The sequence below is a fragment of the Acaryochloris sp. IP29b_bin.137 genome (genome assembly GCF_028285745.1).
Lineage (GTDB): Bacteria > Cyanobacteriota > Cyanobacteriia > Thermosynechococcales > Thermosynechococcaceae > Acaryochloris.
The window spans coordinates 1-15,100 of record NZ_JANQOP010000041.1; the positions used below are offsets into that span (position 1 = coordinate 1).

The following is a 15,100-nucleotide window of genomic DNA, read 5'->3' on the forward strand; positions in this document are numbered from 1 at the left end:
TGGATAGGGTAGTCGTTTCGGCCACCCTATTTTCTTTGAAATCACACTGCCCTATCTACTGCTGACTCTAGATTTGAAGTACCTTGTCATCCCCAAAGCGCAGTCCCTTAAACTGCCTGTTGTTAGGCCGACCTTAAACCATTTCACTCGCTGAGCTGAACTGCCATGGGTGAAAGACTCTGGGGTTACATAACCTCTCGCTTGCTGTTGCAAACGATCATCACCAATACTACTCGCTGCATTTAAGGCTTCTTCTACATCTCCTTGTTCCAAAATCTGACGGGTTCGATCTGCATGGTGTGCCCAGATGCCTGCAAAACAATCTGCCTGCAATTCCTGACGGACAGAAAGCTGGTTCCCTTCTACTGGGCTTACCCGGCTCTTTAAATCATGCACTTTACGAGAAATACCCAGCAAGGTTTGCACATGGTGTCCCACCTCATGGGCAATCACATAGGCCTGGGCAAAATCGCCAGGAGCTTGATGTCGTTCTTTTAGGTCGTCATAAAAGCTCAAGTCAATATAGACCTTTTGGTCTGCAGGGCAGTAGAACGGCCCTACAGCCGCTTTCCCTAAACCGCAGGCGGATGATGTCTGTCCAGTAAACAGGACAAGTTTGGGTTTTCGATAGGTTCCACCCGCTTGGCGAAAGAGGGCTTCCCAAGTATCTTCTGTGTCAGCTAATACCACGGATACAAAGTCTGCTAGTTCATTTTCGGCAGTTGGACGGTTGCCTGGAGCTGAAGCTGGCGGGTTATGGACGGGGCTCTGCTCCAGAATAAAACTCGGGTCTACCCCAAAGAAGACGGCAATCAGAGCGATCACTAAAACCCCCAATCCACCGCCTGCTACCGTCGGCATGGAAGAACTCCCGCGCCGATCCTCGACATTGCTGCTTCTACGACCCATTTTCCAGCGCATACAACACCTCGTGAGGATTTGCGAGTTGCTCCTCGTCTATCATCCTATGCTTTATTTTTTGGACGATATTTATTAAGCGAAATTTCCATTCATGGAGAGTGAGCCAAAGCCCCTATCCCATGAATGGTGAGCCTAAAAACCTACGGTAAAGAGCTGAACGCAGGATTTAATAAATCAAACAAATGATTGATAATGTCTTGAGGATTTTGGGCTTGTAACGATTCTGGAGGCGGTATTTTACCTGGCCCCCCCGCCTTCGGTTGGGGGTTCAGTTGACGCCGGATATTGACGTAGGTCAGCATCAAATCCTTATGGACCTTTTCTTGATCAACATTAGGCGCAGTATGAACTTTAACGAGTATGACGCCATTGCCTTTATGTTCAATACATTGAATACCGAGTTGAGCCTGGGGATAAGTGTGCTGAATTTTCTTGAGTGAAGTGGCAAAGGCTGCCCAATTCACGCCATTATGAAAGTTGAGATTAATGGTTTCTGCGCTTGTCCATAGCAGTTGTGCTAATTCCCCAGATAAAAATTTGCCATGACTGGGCTGACGATCTTGCTCATGCTTTTTTAAGTAGACATGGTCACAAATGGCATGATCAAACCGAGTACTCCGATTGAGGCCCACCTCTTCTAAACAAGCTGCCGTCAAATTGGTCATCGATAGATTCGCCGCTTGAAGCTGACTGCGGGTCAAATCTGCCTTGCGCAAATCCGCTTCTCTGAAATCCGCAGCCGTTAAATCCGCTTCACACAAATTGGCTTTGTTGAGATTGGCATGGAGAAAGCAAGCTTTATGGCAATTTGCACCGGCTAACTGGGCGTCACTCAAGTTTGTGTCCACCAGCAGTGCTTTACTCAGATTGGCATTAATCAAATCGCTGTCACTGAGGTTCGTGCTCTTAATATCGGCGTTACTTAAGTCCACGCCGCCCAGGTTTGCCTGGCATAATTGCCCTTTTTTCAGGGTGCTGCCCTGTAAATTAGCACCGCGCAAATTGGCTTCAATTAAAATAATGCCGTTCAAATTGGCTCCATGCAGATCCGCTTCAATCAGCCGGGCAAAACTGAGATCAGCCTTACTTAAATTAATGTTGCTTAAATTGGCTCGACTTAAGTCCGCCTCACTTAACAGTGCCCGATTTAAATTAGCGCCTTTCAGGCTGACATCACTGAGGTTAGCCTCCAAAAGGCTTGCCTTGACTAGATGAGCTTTACGGAGATTGGCTTTACTCAGGTTGGCCCGGCTTAAATCTGCGAAATTAAGCACGGCTTGAGTTAGATTGGCTTCGACTAGCAGTGCTTTCGTCAAACGGGTTTCAATCAAAATCGATTGTTCCAGATTGGCAAAGCTGAGATCAACGGCCTCTAAATTGGCCTTACCGAGATTAGCGCCGGTTAGTTTGGCTTCACTCAAATAAGCATGAGAAAAATTAGCAATGCTTAAGTAAGAACCACTTAAATCTGCGCCAGTTAAGTTGGCATAGTGGAGGTCCGCACCAATCAGGTTGACCCCTCGTAGATCTAACCCACTGAGGTCCGCTTCAGATAAATCAGGTTGATCGGAAAACTTTTCTTTTCGCCAGTTGTTCCAATGTTTAACTCCGCGCTTAATAAGTCGGAGGTGGGCCATATTCGCCACAGGGATAATCGTCCTTTTTATTTACTGCACTTGAGCGTTTCCCCCCCGCCTTCAAATATGCAATAGTTAGGCCGGTAAGTGCCAAATCAGGATTTACACTTTGACTGAACTATAAATCTTTGTTGCTTCGTACTGCCCTCAGATTAACCTGACATTATCCGTTTTGGCGAGATACTTGCAAAAAGATGTTAACTGAGGGCCTAAATCTTGATCCGTCGCAAATTGAGTCAACTTTGGCTTTTCCGTAGCTGTAAAGGGTTGAAATGCTTGTTGTTGTCTGAATAATAGATCTGGGGTGGCATCTGATATGTCACCTCGGCGGTTTTGGAGGCGCGATCGCAACTCAGCTACCGGGGCTGAACAGAACAAAATCTGCACTGGGATTTGGGCCAACTCCGCCTGAATCATCACCTGTTCACGGAGCTGCACCCGATCGTACTTCGCGTCTAAAATCACGGTCCATCCCATTTGTGCCAGGGATATTCCCAGTTCCCCTAAGCGTTGATAGGTCCGTTGAGTCATGGCTGGGGTGTAAATAGAGTCCGGCCCAGCTCCCGATTCATCTAAAGAAATGCCCGCTAGGTGTTTTCGCACTGCATCTGAACGAATATGGATGGCATTGAGGTGCGGCGCTAGACGACGCGCGACCGTGCTTTTTCCCGATCCTGACAAGCCAGACATGAGGAGAATCTGTCCCTGTCGAGATTGAGTGTATTGATGGGCTAAAGCAAAGTACTCTTTAGCGTTTTGCCAGTGAAGTTTCTGCGAAGAACGGTAGTCTGAAGTGGCTATATTCTGGGCGGTCATGCTATTAACATTTCCGCGAATCGTTGCTCGCATGCTCAAGTAAGCAGGTAACAACAAAGCGCCCTCATAATCCCCAGTCTTTTCCAAATAGGTATTCAAAAAGACATTGGCAAGATCCCCTCGATGGTGAAAGTCTAAATCCATCACCATAAATGCCACATCATAAATTACGTCAATATGGCGAAATTCCCGACAAAAATCGATGCAATCAAAGATTTGAATTCGATCCTGGTACAAACACACATTATTAAGATGTAAATCGCCATGGCAGTCTCGAATTTTGTCTTGGCGCTGTTGTAGCCAATCTTGATGATCTTGCCAAAATTGCTGGGTAAACCGCCGAGTCTGTTGCCACTGCTCCTGGGTTTGGGACTCGCCAAGATAGGCTTGAGTCAGAGTGTAGTTCTCCTCATCAATGGCTTGCAGGGATTCTAGGGTCCCATTGGTCTGAATTTCGGGGTTGGTCTCCGCAATGGCATGAAAGCGAGCCACGCTTTGCCCCAATTGCTGCATATGGGCTGCCGTTAATTGGCCTTGGTTTAAGAGATGGCTAAACAACCCCGCTTGGTCGAACTGACGCATTTGTAGGGCATAGTCCACAATTTCAGAACTAGGATCAGGAGGCAGCTTGAGGTAGTAACCCCCATCGTTCCTATAGATCGGCAAAACGGCCAAATACAGTTCAGGGGATAGACGGCGATTCAGACGCAATTCTTCTTGGCAGAAATAGGCTCGTTGTTCCAGGCTAGAAAAGTCTAACCGTCCAAACTGGGTCGGCTGTTTAACTTTGTAGGCAAAGTCCCCCGTCAAGAACACATAGGAAATATGGGTTTGTAAGAGTTGCACCGGGGTCTGAACCGGATGGGGATAGAAGTCCGGTTGCAGCATCCGCTGAACGAGGGTTGGTAATGCGGCATCCATGATTCCCTAAGGTTGTCCTACTTCTATTGTAGTGAGCGGCATTGGAAGCAAGAAATTGATGTCTTCAATCCTAAAGTCGGTCTGAAGGCTGAATAACCCCTTCTCAATTCACGTTAAGCTGGCTCCTATCATCAGGGGAACGTGGAATGTCTAGGGACAATGTTATTAAAGGTGGCGTAGTCATTGGGCTGCTCAGTATTGCCGTCGCCGCCCAAGGTGCCCCATCCCTGAAGCCCCAATGTGTGGCACAACTAAAGCGAGACGTGGATGCGATCGCATCTCAACCCCTCTTCAATCAAGCGCGTCTAGGTATTGCCATTCAACCCTTCCAGGCATCTCAACCGATTTACACCAAGGATGCGCAGCGCTATTTCCTGCCTGCGTCGACCACCAAGGTGATGACCACAGCAGCGGCACTAATGAAGCTCGGCCCTCAATTTCGGATTCAGACCGATATTTATGGTTCTGGGACAGGACCCACTCTTGACCATTTGCGCATTGTGGGTCGAGGTGACCCCACCCTTTCTGATCAGCAGCTACAAAAAATTGCCACCCAACTTAAGCAAAAAGGCATCCGCCAAATCAACCATCTTCTAGGAGATGACACCTATTTTCAAGGGCCAGGCATTGTTCCATCTTGGGAATGGGAAGATCTGCAGGCGGGCTATGGCGCTCCTGTCAATAGCTTGCTTCTCAATCAAAATGCCTATGAGCTAAAAATCTGGCCCCAAGCCTTAGGCCAGCCCCTCCGCGTCGAATGGCTTTCTCCTCACCCCATTGGCCCATGGCGACAGATTAATCGCACCCGCACCGTGGCTCAAAATGCCCCAGAATATATAGAAATTGTCCGTCGCCTCAAGGGCAATACTTTAGAAATTGAGATTATAGGACAGCTGCGAGCCGGTGCGCCTCACGATCGCTCCGCAGTAGCCGTCATTGATCCAGGCTGGTTTTTACTCAAGCGGTTTCGGGCCATCTTGGCGGCACAACAAATTAAAGTAGGGCGACTATCACTTTTATCAACCCCTAAAGAACGCAATGCTCTCCTCAAAGGCAAATCAGAACAGCGCCTAATACAGATCCAATCTCCTCCCCTGACAACGCTGATTAAAACCACGAACCAAGAGAGCAATAACCTCTATGCAGAAGCCCTAGTGAAAACCCTGGCCCAAAAGCAATCCTCGCCAAATACCCATCAGCAAGGTTTAAAGGTTCTCAAACAAACCCTCACCCAACTAGGGGTCAATGCGTCCACCTATGCAGTGGCCGATGGCTCTGGTTTATCTCGACAAAACTTGGTCAGTCCCCTGGCCCTAACTCAAACTTTAAAAGGCATCCTCAAATCTCCCCACGCCTCTACCTTCCAGGCGTCTTTACCTAAAGATTCTATTGGGCAAAACCCAGCCTCAACCCTATGGAGTAAAACTGGGGGTATGCGCGGGGTCTCGACCTTAACGGGCTACCTGCAACACCCCCAATCTTCACCGGTACTGTTTAGTCTGATGTTTAATCAATACAATCAATCGAGCAGTAAACGACGACAAGCCATGGATGCCATGCTGTTATCGATCAATCGTTGGCAATCTTGTCAGGGTAGAAACGGATGACTTCTCTATCGCCTCCCCCCTCCACCCAACAGGTGGTTCTCGCCGTTTCTGGTATGAAATGTGCGGGATGCGTCCAGGCCGTGGAAAAACGCCTACAGCAACAGCCTGGTGTGGCCACAGCGGTCGTCAATCTAGTCACGGAACAAGCTGCAATTGAATATGTTCCCCAAGAAGTTGAGCCAGACAGCTTAGCGCAGGTCTTAACCACCGCAGGATTCCCCAGCTATATTCAGAACCGGGAAGAGGAGGCTGAATCCCTGCCGCCACAACCCCTTAAAGAAATTCAACCTTTAGTACTCGCGACGGTGCTGGTCGTGCTGTCGGGGGTGGGGCATTTGGGGCATATTCCTGGTTTCACTCTGCCTTGGCTGACTAGTATCCAATTTCACTGGGGACTGGCAACGCTCGCGCTGCTAGGACCTGGGCGTCCTATTCTGCAGGAAGGCTGGCAGGGGCTGTGGCAAAATCGCCCCAATATGAACACCCTGATTAGTTTAGGTAGCATCACGGCCTATCTAGCCAGCGTCGTGGCAGTGGTTTGGCCGCAATTATATTGGGACTGCTTTTTCGATGCGCCCGTGATGATTGTCGGCCTGATTCTGCTGGGGAGAGCTTTAGAAGCCCAGGCTAGGGGGCGAACCAAAGCCTCTTTGCAAAAATTATTAGCGTTGCAGCCGATGATAGCGCGATGGCTCCCAAATCCAGAGGTTCAGCCTGAGCACTTCGTAGAAATTCCAGTGCGGGATGTCCAGATTGGCGCTTGGCTGCAGGTTTTACCTGGAGATAAGTTTCCTGTAGATGGTCGAGTTCTAGAGGGAAACACCCTAGTAGATGAGGCAATGTTAACGGGCGAAGCAATGCCTGTTCCTAAAGCTCCTGCCGATGAAGTGGTGGCAGGTACTCTTAATCAATCGACCCTGGTTACGATTGAAGCCACACGAACGGGCAAACAAACGACCCTCGCCCAAATTATTGATCTGGTGGAAACGGCCCAAACCCAAAAAGCCCCGATTCAACAATTTGCTGACCGGGTCGCTGGATATTTCACCTATGGCGTCCTTGCGATCGCAACTCTCACCTTTCTATTTTGGGTCAGTATTGGCGTGCATCTTTGGCCTGACGTTCTGATTCAAGGCACACTGCCGATGATGCACAGTCCAGATCTGGTTCCAGCCGAGATGGCTCCTAGGGCCGCGAGTATTTTATTGGGACTCAAGCTAGCCATTGCTGTTTTAGTGATCGCCTGTCCCTGCGCCTTAGGATTGGCGACTCCCACCGCCATTTTGGTCGGGACGAGTCTGGGGGCAGAGCGGGGCCTCCTGATCCGGGGGGGCGATATTTTGGAGCAGGTAGATCGCCTCGACACCCTCGTATTTGATAAAACGGGCACCCTAACCGCAGGGCATCCGCGGGTCACAGATTATTGGATATCAGAAGGTTTATCTATCCTGCCGATGGGAGACAGTCCCTCGCCCCAGACTGTTTTGCAACTCGCTGCTAGCCTGGAAAAAGGAAGTCGACATCCCCTTGCCACCGCCATTGTGGAACAAGCTGATGCTCAAGCGTTCTCTTGTCGCTCAGCAACTGAGTTAGAAACGGTCCCTGGGTATGGCGTTCAAGGCCAGATCGTTGGGCATCTCACCCGTCTCGGTTCAACACAATGGCTCCAAGATTGCGGAATTGAGATACCTGAACAGGACCAACAGCAGGGACAGCAACTGGCCCAAGCCGGTAAAACAGTGGTCCATCTGGCTGTTGACCAGATTTATGTGGGTGGTTTGGCGATTCAGGATACCCTGAGACCTGATGCAGTTCAAACATTGGAGGAACTTAAACGCTGGGGAGTTCAGATTCAGATGCTCACGGGGGATCAAGCGGCAACTGCTTATAGCGTGGCTCAAGAACTGGGTTTAGAGGCAACAGCCGTACAGGCTGGCGTGACGCCTGCTGACAAAGCTGCTGTTATTGCCGATCTCCAAGCGCAAGGATATCGAGTCGGCATGATCGGTGATGGTATTAATGATGCTCCTGCGTTGGCCCAAGCTGATGTTGGCATTGCGTTAAGTGGTGGCACGGATGTGGCGATAGAAACCGCCCAAATTATTCTGATGTCTGGAGAGGCCAATCCTCTCTATCGCCTGGTAGACGTTTTACGCCTGAGTCGAGCAACTTTTCGCAAAATTCAGCAGAATCTTTTTTGGGCACTGGTTTACAACCTGATTGGCCTACCTATCGCGGCAGGAATCCTGCTACCTAAATTTGGGATTTTGCTCAGTCCAGCCTCATCTGCCGCCCTAATGGCCTTCAGCTCTGTCAGTGTGGTGACCAATTCGCTCCGGTTGAGGCGTGGTCCTCTGCCGACCTAATGTCTTTTTGGCGACCAAAAGCTCAATGCCAACCGTATGATGAGACAAGCTGCTGAAGGTCGTGCCATCTCCCATCGCGAAGTAGGTGCTGTGTTCCATCAGTCCTATTGTGCAGGATATAGAGTACCTGACGTTGCACGTTAAGTCTCCTGAGCCGCTAACTGCTAGTCCTCACTAGGAGATTAAACTTAGCTCATCCTTTTCACTCACTTTGCCTCGATGCGATGTCCCTGTGGAAGTCAAAAGTTATTACCTCAGTGTTGTGGTGTTTATCTACAAGGATTATTCTCTGCCCCCACTGCTGAGAAACTAATGCGATCGCGCTACGTTGCCTATTGCCTTAAAAATATCGATTACCTATTTAATACCGAACATCCCAGTCACCGCCAGCCTAATAGCCGACAATTAATCACTGCTACTGCCAATCATCTGGAATGGCTGGGGTTAACCGTACTCGCCACTGAAGCTGGGCAATCTGAAGATAAAACTGGTGTTGTGGAGTTCGTTGCAGTGTTCAAAGAAGGGAAATCTGTAGCTCAACTCCATGAGCGATCGCGCTTTATCAAAGAAAATGGCAAATGGTTTTATACCGATGGGGATAGATTACCGCCCTTCCAACCCAAAAAGAATGAGCCTTGTTGGTGTAAAAGTGGCAAAAAGTTTAAACAGTGCCACCGTAAGAAAGGCTCATCGCGCTAATGTTACCAGAAAAATGAACGAGGTGATGAGCCGCCAGCTGCGATGATTCGGTCACATTTTGATCTAAGCTTTGCGTTTGAAACTGATTGGGACAGATGAGCTGCGGATTCGGGATTGAAACGGTAAAGTATGCCTATTGCGTTGACAGCCGCGCGATCGCAACGCCAATGCGAATGACAGTCGGTCACTTGGACAATCATCTTGGCAACAGTTTCAACTGCATTAGAGTTGATGTGGGCTGCAGCACTCAGCAATAAGATAAGCGCCTCGGATTGGGATGCAGGCGGTTCTATCTGCTGAACTTTAGACAGTACAGCCTTGAGCCGTGAGGCAGCGGATTTGCTATGGGATCTTTCAGCCAGAGCGGCGATTTCCCAAGCGCGAACAGCACACTGTTGGTAAGTGTCTACGCAAGCGTCTGCTGCTTTGGCTGCCTGATTAGCGATCGATGTTGGGTCTTGGTCGCAATAGCGGGCGACATAAGCCAGTGCTTGAGCACGAAACCAAGGCTCAGTGATTTTGCGGGCTTTTTGCAGAGCACGCCGTGAATCAGTTTTGGCTATGCGTGCAACGAGGTCTCGCTGTTTAGTCGCACTCATTTACTGATTCCGCTCCTACGTTATGCCAGGCAGCTGTGGCCTCCAGTGCATTGCAAAAGCTGTTGAGGCTACCCAACAATGCATCGTAATTAATGATAAGCGTCGTCTCTCTCACCTTGCAGACGACCATACAACGTTAGTTTCGGTTTCGATGCTAGATGACTTCTGGGAAAATCTGTACCTTAATACTGATAAATAATAAGTGGTACGCGGGTCAGGCCCAGATGGAAATCAGTAGACCAGCAAGTTTGAATGGAACGATGGTCCATGACGTGAAGTCCCATCGCATCCGCCAGCGTTAAATCCTGAACAGAAAAGTTGCGGAGTAGTTCTGCAGCACCCCTTTGCTCCTGAAGACCCACATCGATAACTTGAAGAGGCGACAAAACTTCCACCATTGCCATAAACTGCAAAGCTCGCGTGCGATCATAGCGCTTGAGAAACCAATCATGTCCTTCTGCAATGACAAGAGGCGTAGTAATCAGTGGAGGTGGGTCAGCAAACAGCCTTCGAAATAGAGAGTGGTATGTATCGGAGCGATCCAGAAAAGCAATAAACGCGGAAGTATCAACGTATGTCTCAGTCTTTGTGGCCATAGACCAACTCATCAATGGACTGGCTACTCTGGGGATTCTCTGACTCCACCATCCCAGCGTATTGCATCCAGGGCTTTGACTGATCTACGGGCAGAGCATTACGCAAGGAGCGGCGAAGAAGCTCTGCGAGGGAAATTCCTAGCCGTTGTGCTTCTTGCTTCGCAGCCTCATATTCTTCTTCAGATAAGCTGATTTGGGTCCGCAGCATGATAACACTTTTGGGGATGCTGTTATCAGAGTAACAGATCTAGGCAACATAGGTTGATACTGAGACGCTGGTTAGTTGCGATCGCTTGAATGGTAAAACTTTGAGTCTAAATTTCAGCCCTTCCGAATTATTGTCCGGCTATACAGATAAAAACCGATGTGAGAAACTGCACCAAAAACTGAGATATTCGCCGAACGAACCATTGTATAGATGCTGATTGTGAAGCTGCTGCAGAATATTCGAATTTCTGCCGCTCGAAAGGGATTCAAGGCTCACATACAGATTTCTTAATTTGTGCTGTTGCCATACGAGCTAAATTCGAAATTTATACTACTGACAAAGACTTTAGTCACTACGCCAAGCATTTACCAATTCTACTCTTCGCGACAAGCTAACGGGGCGATGAGCAGTGTGAGTGGGATAAAAGAGAACACTTTTGTATTCTGTTTTCAGAGTAAGAGAGCTGTGTTGATCACCCATTGATCATGACAACTGTAATTTAGGACAAGGTTCACCAAGGAATTATCTGATATTTACCTTCTAAATTTAGGTTTTGGTAACATAGAGCCCCTTTCAGGAGTGTAATCATCGATGAGTACCCTGGTAGACCAAAGATCAGAGATTGAACAACCCAGTCGGAAGGGAAATCCAATTTGGCAGTGGATAGGGGTTGCCTTACTGGTTTATCTGTTAATTGCCGCCGTCGGCATGATTGGTTCTGGCTTTAAGTCAGCTACGGAGGACCAAGCCAAAGAACTGTTTGCCTTTGCCACTAACCCCTTTATGGGGCTGATTATGGGAATGGTGGCTACCGCATTGATTCAGTCTTCGAGTACCGTCACGTCCATTATTGTGGGGCTAGTGGCCGGGGGATTACCGGTTGCCACGGCAGTACCGATGGTCAATTGAAGAAGCGATTAAGGGCTTGCAAACCAGAGTGCAAAATCTGCTGAATCGCTAGCGTAAGTCCCAAGCCCAATAAACACTGGTCACCTTTAATCCTCGGGCAGTTTCCAAGGCAATAACTCGCAGCCCTCTCAGCTTGTCAACAAACCGTTGATAGGGCGTATTCCTAAGGGTTTTATCTAGGATGGTGTACGTTTTGGCGTGGCTGTGATATTCCTGCTTGCCGTACAGAAGCGCTAGTTCGATCATATCGGTGGAAATGGCCCGTTGCTGCATGCGTCGCTTCGTATGGCTAGGATCGCTCACGGTGCCAGACAGGAAAAACTCAGGCAGTGAATCGGTGCGAGAATCGTCGGTTAGCAGTTGATGCAGTTCATGGGCGAGTTTCATATCCTTGACCTAATCGCAGCTAAACTTAGCTTAAATCTAGGCTCATCAGAGCAAAACGATTAAACTACGGATCTATTGGCACTGCTGTTCTACCCATCTACGCAATAGTACTGAATTTAAATCTAGGAAAGTACAACAAAATACTGGAGCTGAGAGAACAGAAGTCAGCTTGAGCCTGGATTTCCCCCATGATGCCATGGTTAACACGGGGTGGGTCAAGCTTTGTTATGGAACGCTACGTCTCCGATAGAACTGAGTTTTGGGCTCTATCCAAATGCAGAGAGTTTTTTCAATGGATGTTGCGGGAAGTGAGATGGGTTAAGGTTCTAGATTCCTCTTCAAAACGGAGGAACCTAGAATTAATTTTTCATCGGTACTAGTGGGACTGACCTGCTGGGACGCCTGACGGCTGTAGGAGGCTGAGCAGGTTACCATCCGGGGTCCGCATGGCTGCGACTTTGCCGAAAGCAGGTTCTCTGACACGACCTTCGAGTTGGGCACCTAGGGATTCCAAAGTTGCGATCGCAGCATAAACATCTTCCACATGAAAACTCAAAATCGGAGAATCTCCCCCAGAAGACCCTTCTGCTGCATGAAGGGCAATCGTCGTCCCGCCCGCATCTAGCTCTGCCCAACCTGGACTTTGCATTTTCACGGCCAACCCCAGTCCTTCGGAGTAAAACTTTACGGTTGCCGGAATATCTTTAACCATCAGCATGACATGTTTAAATTCAGCGGCCATATTATTTGTTCCTAAACGCCCATCATATTGATCATAGTGATATTTAGCCGGGCGTGCTCCACAGGTAAGGCCGTGGATTGCTGAAAGGTTTATCATTCCGTTCACCCATGCTTTGCTTCCAGGGCGTGACCACCCGCTCTAAAACGGTTAATTATGGGACGGCTTAAATTATGAGATCCTAAATAAAGGCAGCAATCGGAAAAATCGCGATTGCTTATCCGTTGAGCCGTAAAGTTTATGAAAAAACATTATTGGTGGGTTGGGGGAGTAGCTGTACTACAGATTTTGATATTAGGGTTGCTGTATTTCAATTGGCCCCCAATGGTGCTGACCCTGCTGGTGCCTGAGAGTGAAAAGCCAGCCTGGCAGAGCTTAATTACACTCTTTGAAGCTCAACATCCTAAAACTAAAATTCAGCTGATTACTGCCAAAAATTTAGGAGGCTTTTTAACCAAACAGTTAAAAGAAGGAACGTGTTTGCCCAAAGGCTCGCCAGATATTGTCTATTTAGATGTCATTTGGGTACCAGAATTTGCGGTGCGAGGATGTCTTCAAGATCTGTCAAAGCGGTTTGTTCCGAAGATGAAATCGCAATTTTCACCTCAAGCCGTCAGAGATGGAGAATACCTTGGCAAGTCCTACCGCATTCCTTTTCGGTCAGATATGGGGATGCTCTATTACCGATCTGATTTGCTCAATCAAGCGGGCTATCAGCACCCCCCGGAGACCTTTACTGAATTAATAGAAATCTCGAAAACGCTTAAACAGAAGCAACTTGTAGAGTGGGGATTTCTCTGGCAAGGCGATCAGTATGAAGGCAAAATTGCCACCTTTGTCGAAGTCTTGAGGGGGCATGGAGGCTACTGGATTGATGAAAAAACTCGCCAGGTCGGACTCGATCAACCCCAGGCCATTCAGGCCGTTCAATTTCTCCGCACAACCTTGAAAAGCAAGGTATCACCTGCGAATGTCCTCACCTTTAGTGAAGACGAATCTCTGGCTCAGTTTAGAGCCGGGAAAAGTATATTTTTGCGCCATTGGCCCAGGGCGCGATCCTTTCTGGCAGATGACAACAACGGGGCTGTCAAGGCCGTACCCATGCAGCTCCACACCCCAGCTCATCAAGGAGGCCCTTGTAATGGCAGTTGGGGATTAGGCATTGCTAAAAAGACGCAGCATGCCGATCGAGCTTGGAAAGCCATTCAATTTTTCACGAGCGAGCAGGCTCAGCGCCAATTTACCCAGGAGACCCAGTTTGTTCCCAGTCATAAAGCGGTGCTCAAACAAGACTCTCCTGAGATTCAACAAGCGATTACAAAAGCCATCTTTCGACCTCGTATTCCTGAATATGATCAAGCCTCCGAAATCTTGCAAGCTGCCCTTAGCCAAGCCCTCAACCCGGACACATCCGATCAAGAGGCCCAGTCCATTATGAAAACAGCCGCTCAAGAAACGCGTCAACTCCTCAATCCGCCTTCATAGCCGAATGGATCAAGGATATTGCCTCACTTGTTGATTGGGTTCTTCAACCGGTTGGCTATTTTCACGGGCTTGCCACCATAACAAACCGCTGACTAGTAGAACTGAAAATAGAATCAGGTTTAAGAACCAGCCCCAAAGAAAAAGCGAGTTTTCGGGTGAGACAGTGGTGGCTTCTTCAGTTTGGGACTTTTGTGTGCCTGTGGCCTTTTCTTCACTCCGAGATTGAGGTAGAGGGTCGATCTTTCCTGTGTGGATATACTCTAAAACTTTGGTGGCAGATTGCGGACGATCCTGGACAAATGGGGCCATAAGGTGATCCACCCAATCTGCGAGAACCGAAGAGACGCCCGGTGCTTGGTCTCGCCAAATTAATTTTCCAGCATCATCTTCCTCTAAATCATAAGGTGGAATCCGAGTCAGCAAATGCACGCAAGTGCGGCCCAAGGCATACAAATCAGACTGCTGTACGGTCCTTCCCCGGATTTGCTCTGGAGGCGTATATCCTGCTGCAAAGATGCCGTCATTCGTAACCGTTGTATGGGGCCCAGTCGGGGGGTCACCCTTGCCCCTTGAACGAGGACGAACTTGTTTAACCGCACCAAAATCAATTAAGACAAGCTGACCATTGGGTCGCAGCATGATGTTAGAGGGTTTGATATCCCGATGCCAAATCTTGTTGGCGTGAAGATAGGCAACAATCTTGAGCAGTTCCCGTAACCAAGGCAATAGAGTTGCCTCGTCAATCGGGCCATTCTGATTGATCCAGTGGTGCAAGTTCTGACCTTCAATCTTCTCCATCAGAAAGTAATAGATCTTGCGCCGCCTGTGCGGTATTGATATGGAAAAGTAGCCTCTATCACTTCGATCTTCGGGATATACCTGGGGAATGCCTGGATGGTTAAGATTTTGAAGATGAAGCGCTTCCCGCCTAAATAGCCGCTCAAGGTACCCCCCGTTATATTTAAGGATTTTCATGACTTTGCGACCCATCTGAGGGTGTTCCGCCCAGCGCTTGTCCACAACATCAAAGATTTCTGTATTGCCAAAATGGTCTAGATTAACGAGCGGTTGAACGAGTTGATAAGTATGGTTCAGAACTAACGGGGATTGGCATCCGGGGCAGACTTCAACGCTGGCCTCGTTTCGTCGCTCCTTGCATTTAGGATTGGGGCAATATACAAATTTAGGCGTAGAGTGAGACATTATCCAA

At 48.6% G+C, this 15,100-nt stretch carries 13 protein-coding genes and 2 pseudogenes; 5 read left to right on the plus strand and 10 right to left on the minus strand.

Annotated features, from left to right (window positions below; genetic code table 11):
• Positions 1 to 51: 51 nt before the first annotated feature.
• The 3 genes from Q0991_RS03185 to Q0991_RS03195 form a co-directional block, all read right to left on the minus strand.
• Entirely contained in the window at positions 52 to 921 is an 870-nt protein-coding gene (locus Q0991_RS03185; protein ID WP_299485457.1) for a neutral zinc metallopeptidase, read from the minus strand.
• A gap of 140 nt (positions 922 to 1,061) precedes the next feature.
• Positions 1,062 to 2,558 carry a pentapeptide repeat-containing protein gene (locus Q0991_RS03190; protein ID WP_299485492.1) on the minus strand — a complete coding sequence of 499 codons (1,497 nt, stop codon included), beginning with the start codon at positions 2,556 to 2,558 and terminating at the stop codon, positions 1,062 to 1,064.
• A 147-nt stretch (positions 2,559 to 2,705) separates the two neighbouring features.
• The gene (locus Q0991_RS03195; RefSeq protein ID WP_299485458.1) at positions 2,706 to 4,295 is read right to left on the minus strand and encodes a bifunctional aminoglycoside phosphotransferase/ATP-binding protein; all 1,590 of its coding nucleotides are present in this window, start codon (positions 4,293 to 4,295) and stop codon (positions 2,706 to 2,708) included.
• 146 nt (positions 4,296 to 4,441) lie between these two features.
• Between Q0991_RS03195 and dacB the strand changes: the two genes are divergently transcribed.
• The 3 genes from dacB (at position 4,442) to Q0991_RS03210 (ending at position 8,967) form a co-directional block, all read left to right on the plus strand.
• Positions 4,442 to 5,902, plus strand: coding sequence for a D-alanyl-D-alanine carboxypeptidase/D-alanyl-D-alanine-endopeptidase (gene dacB, locus Q0991_RS03200; protein ID WP_299485459.1), 1,461 nt, complete (start codon positions 4,442 to 4,444; stop codon positions 5,900 to 5,902).
• Positions 5,899 to 8,268 carry a heavy metal translocating P-type ATPase gene (locus tag Q0991_RS03205; protein WP_299485460.1) on the plus strand — a complete coding sequence of 790 codons (2,370 nt, stop codon included), beginning with the start codon at positions 5,899 to 5,901 and terminating at the stop codon, positions 8,266 to 8,268. Before dacB ends, Q0991_RS03205 begins: the two co-directional genes overlap by 4 nt.
• 219 nt (positions 8,269 to 8,487) lie before the next feature.
• The gene (locus tag Q0991_RS03210; protein WP_299485461.1) at positions 8,488 to 8,967 is read left to right on the plus strand and encodes a YchJ family protein; all 480 of its coding nucleotides are present in this window, start codon (positions 8,488 to 8,490) and stop codon (positions 8,965 to 8,967) included.
• 2 nt (positions 8,968 to 8,969) lie between these two features.
• On the opposite strand, the gene Q0991_RS03215 is transcribed toward Q0991_RS03210, so the two are convergent.
• From Q0991_RS03215 to Q0991_RS03225, 4 genes and pseudogenes are all read right to left on the minus strand, one after another.
• Positions 8,970 to 9,566 (minus strand): hypothetical protein, encoded by a 597-nt coding sequence (locus Q0991_RS03215; RefSeq protein WP_299485462.1) that lies wholly within the window; start codon positions 9,564 to 9,566, stop codon positions 8,970 to 8,972.
• Positions 9,553 to 9,748: pseudogene (locus Q0991_RS25055) on the minus strand (hypothetical protein); the annotation flags it as partial. The gene Q0991_RS03215 and the pseudogene Q0991_RS25055, both read right to left, overlap by 14 nt.
• Positions 9,749 to 10,162: a PIN domain-containing protein gene (locus Q0991_RS03220; RefSeq protein ID WP_299485463.1), complete on the minus strand. Its 414-nt coding sequence runs from the start codon at positions 10,160 to 10,162 to the stop codon at positions 9,749 to 9,751.
• The gene (locus Q0991_RS03225) at positions 10,146 to 10,370 is read right to left on the minus strand and encodes a CopG family transcriptional regulator (protein WP_299485464.1); all 225 of its coding nucleotides are present in this window, start codon (positions 10,368 to 10,370) and stop codon (positions 10,146 to 10,148) included. Before Q0991_RS03225 ends, Q0991_RS03220 begins: the two co-directional genes overlap by 17 nt.
• A gap of 591 nt (positions 10,371 to 10,961) precedes the next feature.
• Here Q0991_RS03225 and Q0991_RS03230 point away from each other — a divergent pair.
• Positions 10,962 to 11,273 (plus strand): annotated as a pseudogene (locus Q0991_RS03230) (Na/Pi cotransporter family protein); the annotation flags it as partial.
• Between the two features lie 54 nt (positions 11,274 to 11,327).
• On the opposite strand, the gene Q0991_RS03235 reads toward Q0991_RS03230, so the two are convergent.
• Both Q0991_RS03235 and Q0991_RS03240 read right to left on the minus strand, forming a co-directional pair.
• Positions 11,328 to 11,666, minus strand: a complete 339-nt coding sequence (locus Q0991_RS03235) for a DUF4258 domain-containing protein (protein ID WP_299485466.1) — start codon at positions 11,664 to 11,666, stop codon at positions 11,328 to 11,330.
• A 376-nt stretch (positions 11,667 to 12,042) separates the two neighbouring features.
• Entirely contained in the window at positions 12,043 to 12,408 is a 366-nt protein-coding gene (locus tag Q0991_RS03240) for a VOC family protein (RefSeq protein ID WP_299485467.1), read from the minus strand.
• A gap of 237 nt (positions 12,409 to 12,645) precedes the next feature.
• On the opposite strand from Q0991_RS03240, the gene Q0991_RS03245 reads away from it, so the two are divergent.
• The gene (locus Q0991_RS03245; RefSeq protein ID WP_299485468.1) at positions 12,646 to 13,890 is read left to right on the plus strand and encodes an extracellular solute-binding protein; all 1,245 of its coding nucleotides are present in this window, start codon (positions 12,646 to 12,648) and stop codon (positions 13,888 to 13,890) included.
• Between the two features lie 9 nt (positions 13,891 to 13,899).
• On the opposite strand, the gene Q0991_RS03250 is transcribed toward Q0991_RS03245, so the two are convergent.
• Positions 13,900 to 15,093: a serine/threonine-protein kinase gene (locus tag Q0991_RS03250; protein ID WP_299485469.1), complete on the minus strand. Its 1,194-nt coding sequence runs from the start codon at positions 15,091 to 15,093 to the stop codon at positions 13,900 to 13,902.
• Positions 15,094 to 15,100: the final 7 nt, after the last annotated feature.